The 21,547-nt window shown below is 68.2% G+C and carries 17 protein-coding genes and 1 tRNA gene; 8 read left to right on the top strand and 10 right to left on the bottom strand.

The genetic code is table 11. The features are described from left to right. Positions 1-14: 14 nt before the first annotated feature. The 9 genes from AC56KZ_RS10815 to AC56KZ_RS10855 all read right to left on the bottom strand — a co-directional run bounded on the left by AC56KZ_RS10815 (position 15) and on the right by AC56KZ_RS10855 (position 10,309). Positions 15-521, bottom strand: a complete 507-nt coding sequence (locus AC56KZ_RS10815) for a TssQ family T6SS-associated lipoprotein (protein ID WP_497162175.1) — start codon at positions 519-521, stop codon at positions 15-17. Next, positions 518-1,930, bottom strand: a complete 1,413-nt coding sequence (locus AC56KZ_RS10820) for a serine/threonine-protein kinase (protein WP_497162176.1) — start codon at positions 1,928-1,930, stop codon at positions 518-520. Before AC56KZ_RS10820 ends, AC56KZ_RS10815 begins: the two co-directional genes overlap by 4 nt. 88 nt (positions 1,931-2,018) lie before the next feature. Further along, complete coding sequence (gene dbpA, locus AC56KZ_RS10825) at positions 2,019-3,434, bottom strand: ATP-dependent RNA helicase DbpA (protein ID WP_497162177.1); 1,416 nt, start codon at positions 3,432-3,434, stop codon at positions 2,019-2,021. Next, entirely contained in the window at positions 3,431-3,667 is a 237-nt protein-coding gene (locus AC56KZ_RS10830; protein WP_497162178.1) for a hypothetical protein, read from the bottom strand. The genes dbpA and AC56KZ_RS10830 overlap by 4 nt, the downstream gene beginning before the upstream one ends. 79 nt (positions 3,668-3,746) lie before the next feature. After that, positions 3,747-3,823 (bottom strand) — tRNA-Met (locus tag AC56KZ_RS10835). 47 nt (positions 3,824-3,870) lie between these two features. After that, on the bottom strand, positions 3,871-5,040 hold the full coding sequence (locus tag AC56KZ_RS10840) for a methyltransferase (RefSeq protein ID WP_497162179.1): 1,170 nt from the start codon (positions 5,038-5,040) through the stop codon (positions 3,871-3,873). Between the two features lies 1 nt (position 5,041). Next, positions 5,042-5,254, bottom strand: coding sequence for a hypothetical protein (locus AC56KZ_RS10845; protein WP_497162180.1), 213 nt, complete (start codon positions 5,252-5,254; stop codon positions 5,042-5,044). A 55-nt stretch (positions 5,255-5,309) separates the two neighbouring features. Further along, positions 5,310-9,071, bottom strand: a complete 3,762-nt coding sequence (locus AC56KZ_RS10850; RefSeq protein WP_497162181.1) for an AAA family ATPase — start codon at positions 9,069-9,071, stop codon at positions 5,310-5,312. Beyond that, entirely contained in the window at positions 9,068-10,309 is a 1,242-nt protein-coding gene (locus tag AC56KZ_RS10855) for an exonuclease SbcCD subunit D C-terminal domain-containing protein (RefSeq protein ID WP_497162182.1), read from the bottom strand. Before AC56KZ_RS10855 ends, AC56KZ_RS10850 begins: the two co-directional genes overlap by 4 nt. A gap of 118 nt (positions 10,310-10,427) precedes the next feature. Between AC56KZ_RS10855 and AC56KZ_RS10860 the strand changes: the two genes are divergently transcribed. The 5 genes from AC56KZ_RS10860 to crcB all read left to right on the top strand — a co-directional run bounded on the left by AC56KZ_RS10860 (position 10,428) and on the right by crcB (position 16,220). Continuing rightward, positions 10,428-11,693, top strand: a complete 1,266-nt coding sequence (locus AC56KZ_RS10860) for a winged helix-turn-helix domain-containing protein (protein WP_497162183.1) — start codon at positions 10,428-10,430, stop codon at positions 11,691-11,693. A 194-nt stretch (positions 11,694-11,887) separates the two neighbouring features. Continuing rightward, positions 11,888-12,478: a hypothetical protein gene (locus tag AC56KZ_RS10865; protein ID WP_497162184.1), complete on the top strand. Its 591-nt coding sequence runs from the start codon at positions 11,888-11,890 to the stop codon at positions 12,476-12,478. 96 nt (positions 12,479-12,574) lie between these two features. Next, positions 12,575-15,385 (top strand): DUF349 domain-containing protein, encoded by a 2,811-nt coding sequence (locus AC56KZ_RS10870; protein WP_497162185.1) that lies wholly within the window; start codon positions 12,575-12,577, stop codon positions 15,383-15,385. After that, on the top strand, positions 15,382-15,840 hold the full coding sequence (gene moaE, locus AC56KZ_RS10875) for a molybdopterin synthase catalytic subunit MoaE (protein WP_497162186.1): 459 nt from the start codon (positions 15,382-15,384) through the stop codon (positions 15,838-15,840). Before AC56KZ_RS10870 ends, moaE begins: the two co-directional genes overlap by 4 nt. Further along, on the top strand, positions 15,837-16,220 hold the full coding sequence (gene crcB, locus AC56KZ_RS10880) for a fluoride efflux transporter CrcB (RefSeq protein ID WP_497162494.1): 384 nt from the start codon (positions 15,837-15,839) through the stop codon (positions 16,218-16,220). The genes moaE and crcB overlap by 4 nt, the downstream gene beginning before the upstream one ends. Positions 16,221-16,237: 17 nt before the next feature. Here the strand turns inward: crcB and AC56KZ_RS10885 are convergent, their stop codons facing one another. Beyond that, positions 16,238-16,885 (bottom strand): exopolysaccharide biosynthesis protein, encoded by a 648-nt coding sequence (locus AC56KZ_RS10885; RefSeq protein ID WP_497162187.1) that lies wholly within the window; start codon positions 16,883-16,885, stop codon positions 16,238-16,240. Between the two features lie 215 nt (positions 16,886-17,100). On the opposite strand from AC56KZ_RS10885, the gene clpB reads away from it, so the two are divergent. From clpB to AC56KZ_RS10900, 3 genes are all read left to right on the top strand, one after another. Then, entirely contained in the window at positions 17,101-19,716 is a 2,616-nt protein-coding gene (gene clpB / locus AC56KZ_RS10890; RefSeq protein ID WP_497162188.1) for an ATP-dependent chaperone ClpB, read from the top strand. Between the two features lie 190 nt (positions 19,717-19,906). Then, positions 19,907-20,596, top strand: a complete 690-nt coding sequence (gene paoA, locus AC56KZ_RS10895) for an aldehyde dehydrogenase iron-sulfur subunit PaoA (protein ID WP_497162189.1) — start codon at positions 19,907-19,909, stop codon at positions 20,594-20,596. Beyond that, a complete protein-coding gene (locus AC56KZ_RS10900) occupies positions 20,593-21,546 on the top strand; it encodes an FAD binding domain-containing protein (RefSeq protein ID WP_497162190.1) in 954 nt (317 codons plus the stop codon). Before paoA ends, AC56KZ_RS10900 begins: the two co-directional genes overlap by 4 nt. Position 21,547: the final 1 nt, after the last annotated feature.

Below are 21,547 nucleotides of genomic sequence, written 5' to 3' on the forward strand. Positions count from 1 at the left end.
TGCCGGCCGCCGGCTTACCCGCGCTTGGCCCGTTCGTAGGCCGGGCCCCACAGCGGGTGACCCTGTTCGCCCGACTCCAGCGTGAAATCCGGATCGATCTTGAAGGCCCGCTCGAAGGCTTCTTCGCACTGCTTCGGGCGCGAGGTCACGCAATAGCTGAAGGCCGTGTATTTCAACGCCGTCACCCGCGTGCGCGCCGGGGCGTCGCGCAGCTCGTTGGCGCCGAGGCGGCGGATCGCGCCATTGAAGTCGCCCTCGTTGTAGAGCCGGATGCCTTCGCGCAGCGCCACTTGTTCGGCCTGTGCTTCGGCACGCGTTTCCGCACGCGTTTCGGCGCGCGCGTTGCGCTCGCTGTCGCGCCGGATTGCACGGCTGTGCTCGCGCTCGGCCTCGCGCTTGACGGCATTCTTGTGATCGCGTTGCGGCTTGGTCTCGAACAGGGGTTCGAGCTGGGCGCAGCCGGTCAATGCGCCTGCCGCCAGCAGGATGCACAAGCAGCGTGCGTGGAGGGTGTGGGTCATGGCAACTCCCTGTTTGGCGCGGTCGTGAAGTCATGCGTGATCGTGGTCGATTCGCGCGATCCGGCGTCGACGGTCAGGACGTGATCCGGGAAATTCGGATTGACGATCTGGATCGTGTGCAGGCCCTTGCCCAGCGTCAGCCGCTTGACCGGCGGGCTGACGCCGCGGTCGATGCCGTCCACGTAGACCGTGCCCCAGGGCTTGATGACCAGCTTGTAGGTGGTGCCGTTGACGACGGCGTCGCCCGGCCTGGCCGGCGCCGCGGTGGGTGCCGGTGGCGGCGCGGAAGCCAGCGCTCCCGGCGCCGCTTCCGGCGCCGCTGCAGGCAGGGTGGGATCGCCCGGGACCGGAACAAGGTCGTCCGCGGGCGCAGCCTCGGTCGCGGCGGCCGTGGGCGCCACTACCGTCTCGCCCGGCTCCAGTCCGCGCACGGCGGGTTCGGCCGGCGGCAGCGACTGCGCCGCCACCTCGTCCGCCTTGCGCTGTTCCAGATAGGACACGAGGGCGGTGCCGCCTGCGAGCAGCACGATCGCGGCGCCTGCGACCCAGCCCCAGCGCTGCAGGCCGGACCTGGCGCGCGGCGGCGCCGATGGCGCGCGGGTACGGGCAGCTTCCTCGCTGAGCCGCGCGGCGGTAGCCGCTTCGAGCGTGGTGGCCGGCTTCGCGGATGCGGTATTGCCGAGCGGGCCGGGAACGGGGGCGCTGGCAGCGGCGGGCGTGCGCAGCAGCGGCTCGGTGGATGGGGCGGGGACCGCCCCGGCGCCGGGCAGGTTCGCCGGCGGCTCGGCGCGGCGCTCGGGAACGGCTGCCTGTGCTGCCGCGGCGCCGGTCACGGCGTCGGTGGCGGATGGGGTATGCAGGCGTGCCGGTTCGGGCGCAGGGGGAGCCTCGGGCGCCGGGCTCGGGGCCTGGGTCGACGCATGGACCGGCGCATCGCCGCTGCCGGCCTCGATGCCCAGCAGGGCGCGCATGTCGTCGGCCGTTTTCGGGCGCAGGCGCATGTTCGGCCCCAGGCAGCGGTCGAGGCCGTTCGTGAGCGTGCTGCTGTAGTTGTCGTAGAGGCGCGGGCCGAGCGGCCCGTCCGGCGGCAGTTCGGCGGTGATGGCGTAATGCACCACCAGCGCCAGCGCATGCAGGTCGGCCGCCAGGGTCGTGGCGCTCGCGGCGCCGACGTCTTCGGCGGCGGGCAGCAGCAGCGGCTCGTTATTGGCGAGCATCACGATCGTGTCCGGCGAGATCGGGCGATGCGGGGCGCCGGTCGCGTACTGCCGCTCGATCGAATCGAGGGTGCGGCGCAACAGGTCGCGGCACCAGGCCTCGTTGATCAGCGCCGGGCTGTGCTCGACAATATCGCGGACCGTGCGGCCGTCCGCGAAGGGAGTATAGATGGTGGTAGTTGGGCTGGTCATTTTGCTAAAGATTTATTTTTAGCAAATATGCCAGATTTACGCCAAGCGCGTCGCTTTTGAAGCAAACGTGCGCAACGGAGCGCCGGTTTTATACGTCGAGGAAGCGCATCTTGAAGCTTCGGCCTTTGAAGTTGCCGAAGTCCGGTCCCAGGCGGTTGCCGGCGTTGAGTTTCCGGAACGCGTCCTGGGCAACCTCGCGTGCGAGGGCGACATAGGTCTGGAATTCGGTGACGTTGATCTTGCCGACCTGCTCCTTCGTCAAGCCGGCGTCGCCGGTGAGGGCGCCCAGCACGTCGCCGGGGCGCAGCTTGTCCTTCTTGCCGCCGGCGATGATGAGGGTGGTCATCGGCGCCGGCTCAGCAGGCAGCACGCTGTCGCCCAGGTCGTCGACCTTGTACCAGTCGAACTCCGTATCCTGGTACTGCTCGATCAGGCGCACCCATTTCTTTTCGTTCGGCGCGCACAGGGAAAGGGCCAGGCCGGTTTCCTCGCCACGGCCGGTGCGGCCGATGCGGTGCACGTGGACTTCGGCATCCTTCGAGACGTCGACGTTGATGACGGCTTCCAGGTTGGCGATGTCGAGCCCGCGCGCGGCCACGTCGGTTGCCACCAGCACCGAGCAGCTGCGGTTGGCGAACAGGATCAGGATTTCGTCGCGTTCGCGCTGTTCGAGTTCGCCGTACAGGGCCAGCGCCGAAAAACCCTGCTCGCGCAGCGCGTCGGCCAATTCGCGGCAGTGCGCTTTCGTGTTGCAGAAGGCAAGCGTCGAGACGGGACGGTAATGGCGCAGCAGGCGCGCCACGGCTTCGTCGCGGTTGTCGAAACCGACTTCATAAAAGCGCTGCTCGATCTTGCTGGCGTCGTGCTGGGACTCGACCGCGATTTCCATCGGGTCGTTCAGGAAGCCGGCAGTGGCGTGGCGGATGTCGTCCGGATAGGTAGCCGAAAAGAGCAGGGTCTGGCGGCGCTGCGGGCAGGCGCTGACGATGCCGGCGATCTCGTCGAAGAAGCCCATGTCGGTCATGCGGTCGGCTTCATCGAGCACCAGGGTCTGCACCTTGGAGAGGTCGAGCGTGGCGCGGCCCAGGTGGTCGCGGATGCGGCCCGGCGTGCCGACCACGATGTGGGCGCCATGTTCGAGCGAAGCGATTTGCGGGCGCATGGAGGTGCCGCCGGTGAGCGTGAGGATCTTGACGTTGCCGACGCCGCGCGCCAGGCGCCGCAGTTCGCCGGCCACCTGGTCGGCCAGTTCGCGCGTCGGGCACAGCACCAGGCCCTGGATCGCGAACCAGGCTGGATTGAGCTTGTGCAGGATGCCGATGCCGAAGGCGGCGGTCTTGCCGCTGCCGGTCTTGGCCTGAGCGATCAGGTCGCGCCCTTCGAGGACGGCAGGCAGGCTGGCGGCCTGGATGTCGGTCATCTCGTGGTAGCCGAGGGCGCCGAGGTTATCCAGGAATGGCTGCGCCAGCGGCAGTGCGGAAAAAGAAGTGGTCGGTGTTGTCATCGGGAGTCCGGCGCCCAGACCGGCAGGCCGGTCAGATCAAGGTTATCGTCGCGGCGCCAGACTGGCAGGCCGGTGGTGTCGGTTTCTTCGAACAGGGACGTCTGTTCCTGTTTCATGGAGGTGCGTGGGGAACGTGCTGTGGTGCGCGGAACTTCCCCGGCGCCGGCTTCGAGCGGGGCGGCCGGTTCGAAACCCGGCAGATCGATCGTTGCGTTATCTTTCTTGTCTCTCATCCGGCGTCGCTAGGCCCAGAAAACAAAAGCCCAACTGCAAGAGTCGGGCTCGGGGTATTACTCAGTTCGAACTAGTGTTTGGTTGCGGGGACAGGATTTGAACCTGTGACCTTCGGGTTATGAGCCCGACGAGCTGCCAGACTGCTCCACCCCGCAGCGCTATTGTACTGCTTCGCGCGCCAGGATGCAAATGTCTGTGCAAATTAGTCGCTTGCGGGGCTTGATGCGCTCCGCAGCCGCCACAAGGAAGTGATTTCGCGCGAGCGTGCGGCGTGCAGCGGATCGTCCGCATCGGAGGCTTTGGCGTGCGTCGGGCGCACGTCGTCGCGGACGATCACGGCCAGGCCGGCGTCGGCGATCCATGCCGACAGCTGCGCGCGCGAGCGCAGGCCGAGGTGCTCGGCGAGGTCGGACAAAATCAGCCAGGCTTCGCCAGCGGGCGCCAGGTGCGCCTTCACGCCCGCGAGAAAGCCGCGCAGCATGCGGCTGTCCGGATCGTAGATCGCGTATTCGATGGCGGAACTGGGCTTGCCCGGCAGCCAGGGCGGATTGCAGACCACGATATCGGCCCGGCCCTCGGGGAACAGGTCCGCTTTGACTATCTCGACCTGGCCTGCCAGTCCGAGACGATCGATGTTTTCGCGCGCGCAGCCCAGGGCACGGTCGTCCATGTCGGTCGCGACGATGCGTTTGATCCCACGCCGCGCCAGCACGCTTGATAACACACCTGTACCGGCGCCGATATCGAAGGCGACGGCCGCTGTCGAAGGCAGCGGCGCGCGCGCCACCAGGTCGACGTATTCGCCGCGCACTGGCGAAAACACGCCGTACCAGGGATGGATCCTTGCGTCCAGCGCGGGAACCGGCACGCCCTTGCTGCGCCACTCGTGCGCGCCGATCAGGCCGAGCAGCTCGCGCAGGGAAATGACGAAGGGTTCGCTGGCCGCGCCATAGGCCTCGTTACAGGCCTGGCGCACGTCCGGCGCGCGGCGCAGTGGAATCGTGTAATCGGCATCGAAAGGAATCACCAGCATCGCCAGCGTACGGGCGCGCTGCAGCTGCGCCAGGCGGTGGCGGTGGAAAGACTCGGTCAGCGTCGGCGCGACTTTATCGCCCTTTGGACGTTTTGCGCGCGCGCCCTTGTGGTCGATCCGGCGCGCCAGCGCCTGCAGCAGCTGGCGCGCATTTTGGAAGTCGCCGCGCCAGAGCAGGGCAGTGCCGTCGAGGGCGAGGCGGTAGGCCGTGTCCGCGGCCATGGTGTCGTCGGCGATGACGACCTTTTTCGGCGCCGGCCAGCCACTCTCCGAGCGCCACAGGGCCGAGCGCTTGTCTGTGCCGGCTTCCCCGCCTTCGATCCACTCGATGCGCGTCATATTAATGGTGGTGCTGCCAGTTGGCGGCGTCGCCCGCTTCGAGGAAGGACTTGACCGCCTGCGGGCTGCCAGTGGCATGGCGTTTCACCTCGCCGCAGCCGCAGATGCCCTGGTAAGGCTGGATGTGCGAGCAGGCCGACACTTTTTGCAGGTAGACGGTGACGGGTTTGGCGCACTTGGCGCATTTGAAGGTGAGGGTGCGGGCGGGTTTCATGGTGTTTTGGCGTAGATGGGCAAAGGCGGCATTGTACAACGGCGCGTTTTTTGGCTTATACGCCCACGCTGACGGCGCTGCTGCCGCCGCCGGTCGGCCGCACCTGGATCTTGGCCGCGATCCGCTCCGTCATTTCATGCACGTGCGAGATCACGCCCACCTTGCGGCCCATCGACTGCAGCGCGTCGAGGGCGTCCATCGCGATGCCGAGGGTCTCGCTGTCGAGCGAGCCGAAGCCCTCGTCGATGAACAGCGACTCGACCCGCACCCGGTTCGAGGACAGCGAGGCCAGGCCGAGCGCCAGGGCCAGCGACACCAGGAAGGATTCGCCACCCGAGAGCGAATTGACCGAGCGGATTTCGCCGCCCATGTCCTGGTCGCGCACCATCAGGCCGAGCGAGGGCGCGCCGGCGTTGTCGACCCGCTCCAGGCGGTAGCGTTTCGCCAGTTGTCCGAGGTGGCTGTTGGCGTAGCCGAGCAGCACGTCGAGCGTGAACTGCTGGGCGTAGTTGCGGAATTTCTTGCCGTCGGCCGAGCCGATCAGCTCGGACAAGCGGCCCCAGCGCTGTTCGATGGCCTGCTGGCACTCGATTTCCGCCAGCATCGACTGCGCCCTGGTGCGCCGCTCGTCGTCCTGGGCCGCCTGCAGGCGTAGACCGGTGGCCCGTTCGTGGACGGCGCTGCGCTCTTCCAGCACCGCTTCGAGTGCGTCGGCGACGGCTGCTGCCTCGAGCATCATGCCATCGGGCGCCACACTTTCCTGGTGCAGGTCGCGCTGGGCCTTGCGCTCGGCCAGCACGGCCTGCGCCCTTGCCAGCGCCGCGTCGAGTTCGGCCAGCGCGCTGCGCTCCTGGGCCAGCCAGGCGGCGCCCACCGCCAGCAGGCTGGCCAGCTGCGCCTGGTTGGCGACCGGCTCCAGGTCGGCGTGGTGGGCGGCGTAGTCTTCCAGCCAGTCGGCCAGGCGCGCGCCGGCGTCGCGGGCGTCGTCCTGGAGTGCGCCGATGCGCTCCTGGGCCTGGCTCAGGGTGCTGCGCACGCGGGTCTCGCGCTGGGCGGCCTCGTTCGAGGCCGCCTGGCGCAATGCCAGGGCTTCGCGTGCGCCGGTCACGGTGCGGCGCAGGCTTTGCTCGACCTCGCCCACGGCGTGGCCGTCGAACAGGGCGGCGCGCGCCAGGCGCCGCTCGCGCAGTTCGGCGTCGCTGCGCTCGAAGGCCGCCAGGGCGGCGGCGGCGGCGGCGGCCGCGTGCTCGGCGCGCACGGCCGCTTCGCGCGCGTTCGACGCCAGTGCCGCCAGCGCGGCGCGCTGCTCGGCCAGCCCGGCCGCTTGCGTGCTCCATGCACCCGCTTCATTCGCGCGCGCCGCTTGCCAGCGGGCCGGATCGCGGCGCCAGGCATCCTGCCAGCCATCGCCGGCAAACCCGGCCACCACAGGATCGAGCTCGGCCAGCAGGGCGGCGAGCGCCGCGCGCTCGCGTTCCAGCTGGGCGGACAGGGTCTTGTGCTCGATCTCGAAGTTCGAGAGGCCGTTCTGGGCGGCTCCAGCCAGCTCGGCCAGGCGCAGCTGCTCGGCATTGGCCGCGTCGAACGCGGCCTGCGCGGCCTCGCGCGCGTGCACCGCCTGGCGCGCCGCCTGCTGGCGCGTCTCGATCGCGTCCAGGGCTTGCTGCACGGCGGCGTTTTGCGCTTCGAACCAGGGCTGGCGCGCGCCCGCGGGCGGCGCTTCCGGGGCCAGCGGGCCGGCGCTCCAGGCGGCGTCGAGCTCCTCGAGCTCAAGCAGCAGCGCGGCGCTTTCCTTGCCGAGCGCGGCCAGCCGCTCATCCAGGGCGTCAAGCTGCGTGCGCCGCCTGGCCTGGTCGCTCAGGTTGTTCTGGACCGCCGCGCGCCGTTCGGCCAGCTGGGCGCGCAGCATGTCGAAGACGGCATGCAGGCGTTCGTCCTGGTGCGCATACGGATGGGTTGCGCTGCCGCAGACCGGGCAGGGTTCGTCCTCGACCAGCGCGGCGCGCAGGTCTTCGACCTTGTCGGCGACCGCCCGTTCGGCCGCGCCGAGCGCAGCTTCGGCCTGGTCGGCGGCGGCGGCCAGCGCCGCGGTGGCGGCCAGCGTGGCGGCAAGTCCCGTGTCGGCCTCGCGGCGCGCCGCTGCCGTCTGTTCGCGTTCGGCATCGATGCGGGCCAGGCGTTCGCGCGCCAGGTGCAGCTGTTTCGCGATGCGCGCGGCGGCCGCCAGGGCTTCGCGCCGTGCATCGAGGCGCTGGCGTTCGGCGTGCAGGGCGTCGAGGTCGAAGCCGGCCAGGGTGGCGACGGCCCCCTGGCGCGCGGCATCGAGTGCGGCGATGCGGCTGGCGCCGTGGCGGGCGGATTCGAGCGCCGCTTCGAGCGTGGCGGCCGCGTTGACGCGCGCCCGCTCGAGCTTTGCCAGGGCGGCGATATTCGCCGCCTCTGCGCCGGCCGCCTGCGCCGCCTGGCCGAACAATTTGTCCCAGCGCGGCCATTGCGCGGCCAGGGCCTCGTGCTGGCGGTGCGCCGCCAGCCATGCAAGGCTGGCGTTTTCAGCGGCGCGGGTGCGTGCCAGCTGGGCGTCGGCCTCCAGCAGCGCCGCGCGCGTGGCGGCGGCTGCGCGCGCGGTGTCGTCGCGTGCTGCCGCCAGGGTGGAATGCGTCTCGAGCAGGGTGGCGACGGTGGCGTCGAGCGCCTTGGCCGCATCGAGTTGGGCGGCGGCCTGCGCCTGCGCGGCTTCCGCCGTTTCCAATGCCAGCGTCGCGGCCTGCACCCCCTGCGCGGCCTGGCGCGCCGCTTCCTGGACGCGCGCCAATTCCGCCTGGCCGTTCGCCAGCGTCGTCTCGAGCTGGACGCGCTCGGCCTCGAAACGCGCCAGTTCGGCCATCAGCGGGCGCGCAGTTTGCACTTCTTCGAGGGTGGACAGGCGCAGGCGGCGTTCATTCGCCGCCGCCACCGCCGCGCGCCCCTCCTGCAGCAGGTGTTCCGCCTGCGCTTCGTTCTGGCGCAGCCGTTCGCTTTCCTGGTGCCAGCGCAGCTGGGCTTCGAGCAGGGCGCGCCGGACGTCGACCGCCTGCAGCGCGGCGTCCGCCGCCGCGCGCTCGGCGTCGAGAATCTCGCGCGCCTCGAATGCCAGCGGCGCGTGGTCCGCCAGGCGCGAGGCCAGGCGCCGCACGGCGTCCTGCTCCAGCTTGTAGCGCTCGTAGGCGCGCTTTGAAATGGCGCTGTAGACGGCGCTGCCGGTGAGTGTTTCCAGCAGTTCGCCGCGCTCGTTCTCGTCGGTTTTCAAAAAGGCCGAAAACTCGTTCTGGGCCAGCAGCACCGAGCGCGTGAACTGCTCGAAGGACAAGCCGATGCGCGCCGCGATTTCGGCCTGGGTTTCGGTCTTGGTGCTGCCCAGCGGCGCCAGTTCCGGCAGCCGGTGCAGAGTCTGGTTCGAGGCCTGCAGCAGGCCGCTGACCTTGTTGCGCGAGCGCCGCACGCTCCAGCGCGCGCGGTAGCGGATGCCGTCGTTGCCGACGAAATCGACTTCGGCATGGCCCTCGGCGGCGCCGCGCCGCAGCAGGTTACGGGCGTCGGTGGTCGAGACGCTTTCGCCGCCGGCGTCGGGCAGGGCCCCGCGGCTGCTCTTCCATTGCAGGCGCGGCGTGTTGCCGTACAGGGCCAGGCAGAGGGCGTCGAGCAGGGTGCTTTTGCCGGCGCCGGTCGGGCCGCAGATCGCGAACAGGCCGCTCGAGGCCAGCGGCTCGCTCTCGAAGTCGACCGTGAACTCGCTGGCGAGCGAGGCCAGGTTGCGCCCGCTGATGCGCAGGATCTTCATGTGCGCTCTCCATCGCCCGGCAGCATCAGTTCGGCGAACGCCGACAACTGATCGCCCGGCGCATCCTCGCCGAAGCGCTGCTGCCACAGGCGGCGGAAGATGTCGTCCGGCTGCAGCTGGGCCAGCTGGTCGAGCGTCAGGGCGTCGTGGCCATCCTGCGCGGCGACGAGCTTGCGCGTCGGTTCGATCTTCGCCAGGCGCAGCGCCTTGCCGGCGATCGCCGCCTCGACCTGGGCGCGCAGGCTCGGCTCGGGGCCTTCGAGCAGCACCCGCACTTCCAGGTAGGGCCGGCGTTCGAGCGGCAAACCAGGCTCCGGCTCCAGGTTCTCGAGCGCGGCCAGCACCTCGGCCAGCGGCGCCGGCTTGGGCGGGACCCGCAGCAGCTCGACCGCGCGCGGCACGTACAGCGGCGTGACTTCCTTCGCCACCGCGCCGTCGAGGTCGATGCGCAGCACCTGGTGCTGGTAGCCGACTTCGGCGAAGGACAGCGGCAAGGGGCTGCCGCAATAGCGCAGGTGCTCCTTCTTGCCGACGCGCTGCGCCAGGTGCAGGTGGCCGAGCGCGGCGTAGGCGATGTCGGGATCGAACATCGAGGCCGGCAGCGCTTCGGTGCCGCCGATGACGATGCGGCGCTCGGAATCGACCGAGGACTGCCCGTCGACCATGTGGCAATGGCCCATTACCAGGATCGCCTGGCCGGGTTCGCGCCGCGCCTGCGCCAGTGCAAAGGCTTGCTGGTAGAGCAGGGCGATGCCATTCAGGTAGGCGTCGCCCTCGGCGTCGGCGCGCGGCACGTCGCCCGGGCGCAGGAAAGGAATGCCGAGGCACCAGGCCTTGACTTGTCCGGCGCGGTCGCGCAGCGGCACCACCAGGCGCTCGAGGTCGATCGCGCCGTCCGGCCCGCGCACCACGTTGCCGATCACGACGGTGCCGTGTGCTTCCAGCAGCGGACCGGGCGCTTCCAGCCGGCCCGGCGAATCGTGGTTGCCGGCGATCACGACAATTTGCAGGTGCGGCGTGCGCGACTTCGCCCGCTGCAGGAAACGGTAGAGCTGGCGCTGGGCGGCCGACGAGGGATTGGCGTTGTCGAAAATGTCGCCCGCGATCAGCAGTGCGTCGGCCTGTTCCCGCACGATGGTATCGAGCAACCAGTCGAGGAAGCACTCGTGCTCGTAGCTGCGGTCGTAATTGTGCAGGGTCTGGCCGAGATGCCAGTCTGAAGTGTGCAACAGCCGCATGGGAGTCGAAATCTGGGGAAATTGGGAGTCGGCTGCACTATAACGCAGCCACGACGCAGCTTCAAAAAAAATCCGGAACGGGCGCGGCCCGGCACGGGAATCTCATTAGAATCATTGCATGAGCGGATTAATCCTGTCGATCGGCGCCGCCCGCGCCCTGCACCTGGCGGCCCAGGGCCTGTTGCAGCCGCGCCGGTGCAAGGCGACCAAGGCCGATGTGCTGAATGCGATCCGGCGCATGGGCCTGTTGCAGATCGACACCATCAACGTGGTGGCGCGCAGTCCGTATTTCGTGCTGTGGAGCCGGCTCGGCGACTACGCCCCCGCGTGGCTGGACGAATTGCTGGCGGAGGGCAAGCTGTTCGAGTACTGGGCCCACGAAGCCTGCTTCATTCCGAGCGAGGATTATGGACTCTACCGCCACCGCATGCTCGATCCGGCCGCCATGGGCTGGAAATATTCAGGCGCCTGGATGCGCGAGCGCAGCGGCGAAGTGGCGGCGCTGCTGGCGCATATCCGCACCCACGGTCCGGTGCGCTCGTCGGATTTCGAGCGCACCGACGCCAAGGCAGGCGCCAAGGGGGAAAACTGGTGGCAGTGGAAGCCCGAAAAGCGTTCGCTCGAGGGTTTGTTTACTTCCGGCGCCCTGATGGTGGCGCGCCGCCACCATTTCCAGCGCGTCTACGACCTGGCAGAGCGCGTACTGCCGGGCTGGGACGACGCCCGCATGCCCGCATTGGCAGAGGTGCGGCGCGCTTTCGTGCTGCAGGCGGTCAAGGCGCTGGGCCTGGCGCGCGCAAGCTGGATTCCCGACTATCACCGTACCCGGCGCCCGCATGTCGACCTGGCGGCGCTGGTGACGCAAGGCCTGCTGTTGCGCGTCCGCGTCGATGGCTGGGACGAGCCGGTGTATATCCACCCGGATCACGCCGGGCTCGCCGCGCAAGCTGGCGCCGGCGCCTTGCGGCCGAGCCTCACGACGCTCCTGTCGCCCTTCGATCCGGTGGTCTGGGACCGGCGCCGGGCCCTGGAACTGTTCGGTTTCGATTACCGGCTCGAATGCTATACGCCGGCGGCGAAGCGCCGTTACGGCTATTTCACCTTGCCGCTGCTGCGGCGCGGCGTGCTGGTCGGGCGCGTCGACGCCAAGGCGCACCGGAAAACCGGCGTGTTCGAGGTGAAAACGGTGTGGTTCGAGCCGGGCCTGCGCATGAGCGACGCGCTGCTGCGCGACGTGGCGCAGGCCTTGCTCCGCTGTGCGCGCTGGCATGCCTGCCCGGCCGTGCAGCTGGGCCGCACCGAGCCTGCCGGGCTGGCGCCGGCCCTGGCCGCGGCCATCGGGATGGCTGAAAAAGCGCTAACGCGCGTGGCCGCAGCCGGTTGACTCACTGGCATCTCGCGATCGCGGAGTTTGCGCAAGATCAAACCCAGCATGTCGGCGCTCCCTAAACTACTAGTTCTTTCAGGCTGAAGAATAGAAAAACAAACAACGGCCTGTCCCAAAACCAGTATGTCCAGCCGGGCTGTGCCCCTTCCGGGGAGCATTTGCCTGCGTTGACGACGTCGAGAGGAGACTGAATGCTTACCGCCACCTACACGCTCATTGCCCTGTCTGTCGAGCAAACAAACATGCGCGTCGGCCTGCACGCCGTCGAGCAGCTCGTGCAAAAAGGCTACACACGCCGGAGCGCGCTCACCACTGGCCAGGCCGAGTATGTGTGCGACACGCTGCGCCGCCTGTATGAACAATGTCATCGCCGCAAGTTCGACAAATTCCTGATGCCGGCCCTGCGCCGCGCCGGGGCCGGCGCCAATCCGCTGCTGTGCGAACTCGACATGCTCAGCCGCAGTGCGGCCGAGGCGCTCGACACGGCGTGCAAGCTGCTGAGCGAGGGCGTCGACAATGAAGAGCGCGTCGATGCGTTCTGCCTGGCGGTCGAGCGTTTTTGCGCCGCGCTGACGGTGCGCTTTGAACGCGAAGAGCGCGAACTGTTCCCGGTCGCCCGTGCCGCAATCGCCGGCGACGCCTGGTTCGCGGTTGCCAACCAGATGCTGGCGCACGACGCGTATGCCGAGGAGCACCGCGGCCGGCCGGCGCCGCCGGCCAGCCGCCCGGCGCGGGTCGAACGGGTTCACCGCCAAGGTCCGCCCTTGAGCCTGGCGCACTGAGCTTTGCCCACCGAGCCGGGGCGCGCCTGCCGGGTGCGGTAGAAAAGCTGTCATCGTTCTTTGCTATGATGAGGGTTTTGAAACTGCGACTTCATCATGTTCGAATTCCTTTTCAAGCGTCAGGGCGACAAGACCGGTGGCAAGCCCGTGGGCAAAGTCCAGGGCAAGGCCGACGCCAGACCTGAAGGCAAGCCGGACGGCAAGCGCCCTGGCAAGCCCGAGGCCGCCGCCACTGCGCCGGTCGAGGCCGCAGCCGGCCAGCGCGATGCCAAAGCAGGACGCGAGCAGCAGGCCGAACAGCTCCAGCAGCTGAAGTCCCAGGGCGGCGACGAATCCGGCGTCGTCGACTTCATTCTCCATTCCGATTACGCCGAACTGCGCCTCGCCGCGGCCGAGCTGCTGCACAGCCGCAGCGCGCTCGAACGCGTGCACACGGCCATGCGCAACATCGACCGCCGTGTCGCCAAACTGACGCAGTCGCGCCTGGACGCGATCCGCCACCACGAAGCGGAACTCGCCCGTGGCCACGCGATGCTGGAACAGGCCAGGGCACTGCTGCAGGACGAACACCTGACACCGAACCAGGTCGCCGACCTCGACCGCAAGTGGGCAGTCATCGCCGCCCCCGAATTGCAGGACGCCTTCGCCCCGGTGCGCATGGCTCTGGGCGCGCGCCTCGAAGCGCAAGTGCAGCTGCAGCGCGCCATGATCGATCGCCTGGCCGCGCTGCGCCGCCTCGATCCGGACGCGCTCAATGCCGCCGAACTGGCAGCCATCCTGGAGCGCATGGCGCAGGAACAGGAAGCGGCGCTTGCTCACCCGGAACGGATTTCCCTGCCACGCGCGCTTGTCGCCGAGCTCGCCATCGAGCAGGCGCGCGCGCAAGGCCTGCTGGCGACGCTGGAACAGGCACGGGCGGCGCTGGCCGCACGCGAGGCCATGCTTGCCGAATGGCAGGCCCAGCCGGTAGAAGAGTTGAGCGCCGAGACCTTGCGCCGCGCCTGGCAGGCATTGCCGGCGCCGGCGCCAGCGCAAAACGCGGCCACGGCCGCACTCCAGGAACGCTTCGATGCCTTGCTGGCGAGTCTGCCGCAAGCAGCGCACAAGCCACACGACAAGCCACGCGCTCAGCCACGTGATCAGCCGCGCGAGGGCGCCCGTGCGGCGCGCGGCGCCAGGGCCACGGCCGACACGGTGCCTGAGGACGGCGACGCGGTGGACGCCAGCACGCACGAGGCGCATGTGGGCGCGGGCGAAGACGGCGCGCATGCCGCCGAGGCCCGGCCCGGCCAGGAAAAAAGACGCGGCGCCGACCAGGCCTTCCTCGACACGCTCGACGCGCTGGAAGCGGCCCTGCAGCAAGGCTCGCTGGCCCATGCCGCTGAACTCGACAAGGTGCTCAAGGAGAGCAAGGGCAAGGGCATGCGCCTCACAAGCGAGCAGTCCGACCGCCTGGCGCACCTGCGCGCCGAGCTCAAGCGCCTGTCGGACTGGGCGCGCTGGGGCGGCAATGTTTCGCGCGAGGAACTGATCAAGACCGTGGAAGCGTTGTCGACCCAGAAGCTGGCGATGGCCGAACTGGCGAAAAAGGTCGGCAGCATGCGCGAGCGCTGGAAGGCGCTCGACAGCCTGTCCGGCGCCGCCCCGAAAAGCCTTTGGGAACGTTTCGACCAGGCCTGCACGGTGGCCTATGCCCCGGCGGCCGCCCATTTCAAGCACCTGGCCGACGAGCGCCATGCGAATGCCGCGCTCGGCGAAGCGCTGGTGCTGGAAGCCAATGCCGAAATCGCGCGCCTGCAATCCGGGGACGCCGACTGGAAGCACGTGGCCGGCACCGTCCAGCGCCTGCGCCTGACCTGGAGCCATTTGGGCGCCATCGACCGCAAGGACAAGAAACGCCTCGACCAGCAATTCGCGGCCGCCCTCACCACGCTGCAGGGGCCGCTCGAAGAGCAGCGCAAGGCCGAGATGAGCGGACGCGAACAACTCATCGACGAGGTCGCCGCGCTCGACCCGCAGGACCGCCACGCCATCGACCGCCTGCGCGAAATCCAGGCACGCTGGCAAGAGCATGCACGCGCGCTGCCGCTCGAACGCAAGGCCGAGCAGGCGCTGTGGGCGCGCTTTCGCGCCGAATGCGACGCGCTGTTTGCCCGGCGCAAGGACAGCGTCCATGCGGCCGACATCGAACGGCGCGCCCACGAAACTGTCAAGGAAGCGATCAGCGCGCGTCTGGAAGCCGCCGCGCCCGAGGTCACCCCGGCCGGCGCCGGCAAGCTGCTGCGCGAGGCGGCCGCCGAATGGCAGGCCATCGGCCCGGTGCCGCGCGCCCACGAAGCACGCGTCGAAAAACGCTACCACGAGGCCGTCGCCCGGGTGCAGCACCACGCCGACCTCGCACGCCGCGCGGCCGGCTCCGCACTGGCCGGCGCCCTGCGCGACAAGCTGCGCGCCTGCCAGGAGCTGGAAGCCGCCGTCGCCGAGCTGGAGCAGGAAGTCTCAAGCAGCGCCTGGCGCCAGCGCTGGGCCGCCTTGCTGCCTGCCGGACCCGAGTACGACCCCGTGCTCGAGGCCCGCTTCGCAGCGGCCCTGTATGCCGTCGACAGCGACCGCACAGCCTATGCGCGCCTGCTCGAAGACAATCGCACGACCCTGCTGAACGAGTTGCTGCGCCAGGAAGTCGCGGCCGGGGTCGACAGCGGCGCCGAATTCGCACGCGAGCGCCTGAAACTTCAGGTCGAAGCCTTGCAGTCGACCCTGAAAAGCGGCGCGGTCAAACAACACGGCGCGCATGGGCCGGGCCAGCGCCACGACGGGCTGCATGCCGTGTGCGCGCTGCCGGCGCTGGCCGACGAGCGCACCGCGCTGCGCGTGGAGCAGCTGGTGATGCGGATGGGCGCCAAATGAGCGCCGTCAGGGTGCAAACCGGGGACTTCGACCTCGGCCTGGAACTGGCGCGCCTGCGCGAGGGCGATCCGCGCGTCGGCGCCGTGGTCAGTTTCGTCGGCACCGTGCGCGACATGAACGAGGGCGCTGCCGTCTCCACGCTCGAACTCGAACATTACCCCGGCATGACCGAACGGGCGCTGGAAGACATCGTCGACCAGGCCAGGGCGCGGTGGCCGCTGTACGACGCGCTGGTGATCCACCGGGTCGGCCCGATGGCGCCGATGGAGCAGATCGTGCTGGTGGCCTGCAGCGCGGCGCACCGCGGCGAGGCCTTCGCCGCCTGCGAATTCATCATCGACTACCTGAAGACGGACGCGCCGTTCTGGAAGAAGGAGCAAACGCCGCAAGGGGCGCGCTGGGTCGACGCCCGCATCTCCGACGACAGCGCCAAAGCCAAGTGGGCGGCAGCCTGAACTGGCTTGCGGTCGCGGCGGTGGGCGGCGGCGCGGCCGTCGGCGCCTGGCTGCGCTGGGGACTCGGCCTGTGGCTCGCCAGCGCGCACGCCCAGCTGCAGGCCGGCACCCTGGCGGCCAACCTTGTCGGCGGCTACCTGATCGGGATCGCACTCGGCTTTTTCTCGAGCCACCCGCATCTGTCGCCGGAGTGGCGCCTGTTGCTCGTCACCGGCTTCCTCGGCGGCCTGACCACCTTTTCCAGCTTTTCCGGCGAGTCGATGACGCTGCTGCAGCGCGGCGACTACGGCTGGGCGGTGGCCCACACGATACTGCACCTGGCCGGGTCGCTCCTGCTGTGCATCGCCGGTTTTGCGACCTGGCGCGCCCTGCGCGGCTGAAACGGGCCGGGCACGCTTCAGTTCGTCATTCGATTGAACACTTCGCGCGCCGCCAATCCACCGCCGCCGATCAGCAGGGTGAAATAGATGATCGTGACGATGTTGCTGATATGGCCCAGCAACACGCAGACGCCATCGCGCTGCAGCAGGCCGATGGCGAAGAACAGCAGCGCCACGGCCGGGAAGGTATTGCTGAACGGGATCAGGCCGAAGGGCATCATCAAGAGCACGGCGCCCAGGATCAGTGACGCGTTGTTCAGGTGCTGGATCGGGCCGTTGGCCACCAGCCAGTGGATGCGATTCGGGCGGCTCACGCGCTCGAGCTTTTGCAGCCAGGGCAGGGCCTTGCGCAGCAGCGGGCGCAGCTTTCTGGTGGCGATGGTGCGGTGCTTGATTTTCGACGGGATCCACAGGTCGCGTCCGGACAGGCGGCTCACCCCGATGAGCAGGATGGCGGCGCCGAACACCGTGCTTACGCCGGGAATCGACACGGGAATCAGGAACACCAGCGTCAGCAGGGCGGTCAGGATCAACAGGCCGTCGTTGCCGACCTGATGGATCAGTTCGCTGAGCGTGATGCCGCTGCGGGGCATCGAGCGGACCAGGGCGCGCAGCCGTTTAGAAACGGGTTCGTCCTGGGTGATGTTGTCGTCGTCGTTAGGCATGTTGTCGGTCCGGGGTTGCAGCTGGTGGAAGTCGGGCAACAGTATAACGAGCGCAGGCGCCTGACGCGGAACATTAGAAAAACACGAAGTTTCCTGACGCAAAAATGCGACGGCCCTTTGTAGGACGATGCTGACTGCGGCACGGCCGCATCTTGAAATGCGGCGCGCCATCCCAATTTGTTTCCTAGTTAAGATAATCCTCTAGGGAGCACAAAATGCGGCAAGACAAATTGACGACCAAGCTGCAGGAAGCGCTGGCGGATGCCCAGAGCCTGGCGGTCGGCAACGACAATCAATATATCGAACCGGTGCACCTGCTGGTCGCCCTGCTGAACCAGGACGACGGTGGCGCCCGCTCGCTGCTGCAGCGTGCCGGCGTGAATGTCGGCGCGCTCGGCACGGCGCTGAAGAACGCTGTCGAGCGCCTGCCGAAGGTCTCTGGCACTGGCGGCGAGACCCGGGTCGGGCGCGAGCTCGTGGCCTTGCTCAACCTCGCGGACCGCGAATCGCAGAAGCGCGGCGACCAGTTCCTGTCTTCCGAAATGATCCTGCTGGCGCTGACGGAGGATAAATCCGACGCCGGCCGCCTGGCGCGCGAGCACGGGCTGGCGCGCAAATCGCTGGAATCGGCCATTTCCGCCGTGCGCGGCGGCGAGAACGTCAGTTCGCAGGATGCCGAGGGCCAGCGCGAATCGCTGAAAAAATACACGCTTGACCTGACCGAACGCGCCCGCATGGGCAAACTCGACCCCGTGATCGGCCGCGACGACGAAATCCGCCGCGCCATCCAGGTGCTGCAGCGCCGCACCAAGAACAATCCGGTGTTGATCGGCGAGCCGGGCGTCGGCAAGACCGCCATCGTCGAGGGCCTGGCCCAGCGCATCGTGAACGGCGAAGTGCCCGATTCCCTGAAGGGCAAGCGCGTGCTCTCGCTCGACATGGCGGCGCTGCTGGCCGGCGCCAAGTACCGCGGCGAATTCGAGGAGCGCCTGAAAAGCGTGCTCAAGGAGCTGGCCCAGGACGAGGGCCAGACCATCGTCTTCATCGACGAACTCCACACCATGGTCGGCGCCGGCAAGGCCGAAGGCGCGATGGATGCCGGGAACATGCTGAAACCCGCCCTGGCGCGCGGCGAGCTGCACTGCGTCGGCGCCACCACGCTCGACGAATACCGCAAGTATGTCGAAAAGGACGCCGCGCTCGAGCGCCGCTTCCAGAAGATCATCGTCGACGAGCCGACGGTGGAGGCGACGATCGCCATCCTGCGCGGCCTGCAGGAGAAATACGAACTGCACCACAAGGTCGAGATCACCGACCCGGCGATCATCGCCGCGGCCGAACTGTCGCACCGTTATATCAGCGACCGCTTCCTGCCGGACAAGGCGATCGACCTGATCGACGAGGCGGCGTCGAAAATCAAGATCGAGATCGACTCCAAGCCGGAAGTGATGGACAAGCTCGAGCGCCGCCTGATCCAGCTGAAGATCGAGCGCGAAGCCGTGCGCCGCGAGACCGACGAAGCTTCGCAGCGCCGCATGGAGCTGATCGGCGAGGAGATCGCGCGCCTCGAGCGCGAGTACAACGATTTCGAGGAAATCCTGAAGGCGGAAAAGGCCGCGGTGCAGGGCACGACCCATATCAAGGAAGAGATCGAGCGCATCCGCTTCCAGATGGAGGAAGCCAAGCGCCAGAGCAACTGGCAGGTGGTCTCTGAGCTCCAGTACGGACAGCTGCCCCAGCTCGAAGCGCAACTCAAGCAGGCGGAGGAGGCGACCTTGCGGGCGGAAAGCGACGGCAGCGCCAAGCCCAAGCTGCTGCGCACCCAGGTCGGCGCCGAGGAAATCGCCGAAGTGGTGTCGCGCGCGACCGGCATTCCCGTGTCGCGCATGATGCAGGGCGAGCGCGACAAGCTTCTGCACATCGAGGAAAAGCTGCACGAGCGCGTGGTCGGCCAGGACGAAGCGATCGAGGCGGTGTCGGATGCGATCCGCCGTTCGCGCGCCGGCCTGTCGGATCCGAACCGCCCCTACGGTTCCTTCATGTTCCTGGGGCCGACCGGCGTCGGCAAGACCGAACTGTGCAAGGCCCTCGCGTCCTTCCTGTTCGATACCGAGGAGTCGATGATCCGCATCGACATGAGCGAATTCATGGAGAAGCATTCGGTCGCCCGCCTGATCGGCGCGCCGCCGGGCTATGTCGGCTACGAGGAGGGCGGTTACCTGACCGAAGCCGTGCGCCGCAAACCCTACAGCGTGATCCTGCTCGATGAAATCGAAAAGGCGCACCCGGACGTGTTCAACGTGCTGCTGCAGGTACTCGACGACGGCCGCATGACCGATGGCCAGGGCCGCACCGTCGACTTCAAGAACACGGTGATCGTGATGACCTCGAACCTCGGTTCGCACAAGATCCAGTCGATGGACACCGACGAGCCGGCGGTGGTCAAGATGGCGGTCATGGCCGAGGTGCGCGGACACTTCCGTCCGGAGTTCATCAACCGCATCGACGACATCGTGGTCTTCCATGCGCTGGACGAAAAGAACATCGGCGCGATCGCCCGCATCCAGCTGCGCAGCCTGGAAGAGCGCCTGGCGAAGATGGAAATGACGCTCGACATCGACGAGGACGCGCTGCAGAAAATCGCCGATGCCGGTTTCGATCCGGTGTATGGCGCGCGGCCTTTGAAGCGCGCGATCCAGCAGCAGATCGAAAATCCGCTGTCGAAAGCGATCCTGTCGGGCCGCTTCGGGCCGAAGGACAGGATCGCCGTGCGGGTGCGCGGCGGGCAGCTGGCCTTCGGCGACGAGCCGGTGGTGGAGTTGGCGAAGTAAGCCGCTTGTAAGCACAAGCAAAGGAGCGCAGCGATGCGCTCCTTTTTTTTTCGTCAAATCGATGCACCATTTTGGGGCGCACTGGAGTGTTTTAAAAAAAACAAGCAAATCCGGAACGTCATACAATCAATTCTGCATGTTTCGTCAGTGCTCCACTGCCGCTACGACCCATTTTTGAGAAGGAAAGACGATGCCCGACTTCGATTCAAACCGGCGCCAGCTGCTGAAAGCGTCCGCCGTGGCCGTCGGCGGCGTCGCCGCCGCCGCCCAGCTCGCGCCCAACGCCGAGGCTGCCGCCGTCGCACAGGTAGCAGCTCCTGGCGCTCCCGCAACGATGAGCATCCGGCTGCGCGTGAATGGCGCCGAACACCAGTTGATGGTCGACCCGCGCACCACCTTGCTCGATGCGCTGCGCGAGCGCCTGCACCTGACCGGCAGCAAGAAGGGCTGCGACCAGGGCCAGTGCGGCGCCTGCACCGTGATCGTCGACGGACGCCGGGTCACCTCCTGCCTGACCCTGGCCGTCATGCAGGAAGGCCACGAGATCACCACCATCGAAGGCCTCGGCAACGCCGCCAACCTGCATCCGCTGCAGGCGGCCTTCATCAAGCACGACGGCTTCCAGTGCGGCTTCTGCACGCCGGGCCAGATCTGCTCGGCCGTCGGCATGCTCGATGAAATGCGCGCCGGTGCCCCGAGTCACGTGACGGCGGACCTGAACGCGCCTGTGCAGGCCAGCCCGATCGAATTTCGCGAGCGCATGAGCGGCAACCTGTGCCGCTGCGGCGCCTACTCGAACATCCAGGAAGCGATCGCGGAAGTTGCCGGCGTCGCCTCGGGTGCACCATCGGCCGCGCCGCGCGGGGGGATGAAAGCATGAAATCATTCACCTACGAACGCGCCACTTCGCCGGCGCAAGCCGCGGCCACGGCCGCGCGCATCCCTAATTCGCGCTTCATTGCCGGCGGCACCAACCTGCTGGACCTGATGAAGCTGCAGATCGAAACGCCGGCCCACCTGATCGACGTCAACGACCTCGCCCTCGACCGGATCGAGCCGACATCGAACGGCGGCCTGCGCATCGGCGCTCTGGTGAGGAACAGCGACCTGGCCGCCGACGCCCGCGTGCGGCGCGACTACGGCGTGCTGACCCGCGCGCTGGTGGCCGGCGCCTCGGGCCAGCTGCGCAACCAGGCAACCACCGCCGGCAACCTGCTGCAGCGCACGCGCTGCCCGTATTTCTACGATACCAACCAGCCCTGCAACAAGCGCAAACCCGGCAGCGGCTGCGGCGCGCTGCAGGGCTTTTCGCGCCTGCACGCGATTGTCGGCCAGAGCGAGCTGTGCATCGCCACCCACCCGAGCGACATGGCCGTCGCCATGCGCGTGCTCGACGCCCAGGTGGAAACCGTGAGTCCGGACGGCGCCACCCGCGTGATCCCGATTGCCGACTTCCACCGTCTGCCCGGCAAGACGCCGCAGATCGACCACAACCTGAAACCGGGCGAGCTGATCACGGCTGTGACCTTGCCGGCGCCGATTGGCGGCATGCAGGTCTACAGCAAGGTGCGCGACCGGGCCTCGTATGCTTTTGCGCTGGTGTCGGTGGCGGCCATCGTGCAGCGCGACGGCAGCGGGCGCATGGCGCTGGGCGGCGTCGCCCACAAGCCCTGGCGCGTCGAAGCGGCCGAAGCGTCCATGCCGCGCGGCGCCGAAGCCTATGCGGCCGCCTTGCTGGCAGGCGCACGCACGACCGAGCACAACGCATATAAAGTACCGCTGGCGACGCGCGCGATCGCTTCAATCATCGCCGACGCAAAAAAAGGGTAAG

It is taken from the genome of Telluria sp. LT2P34 (assembly GCF_059685915.1).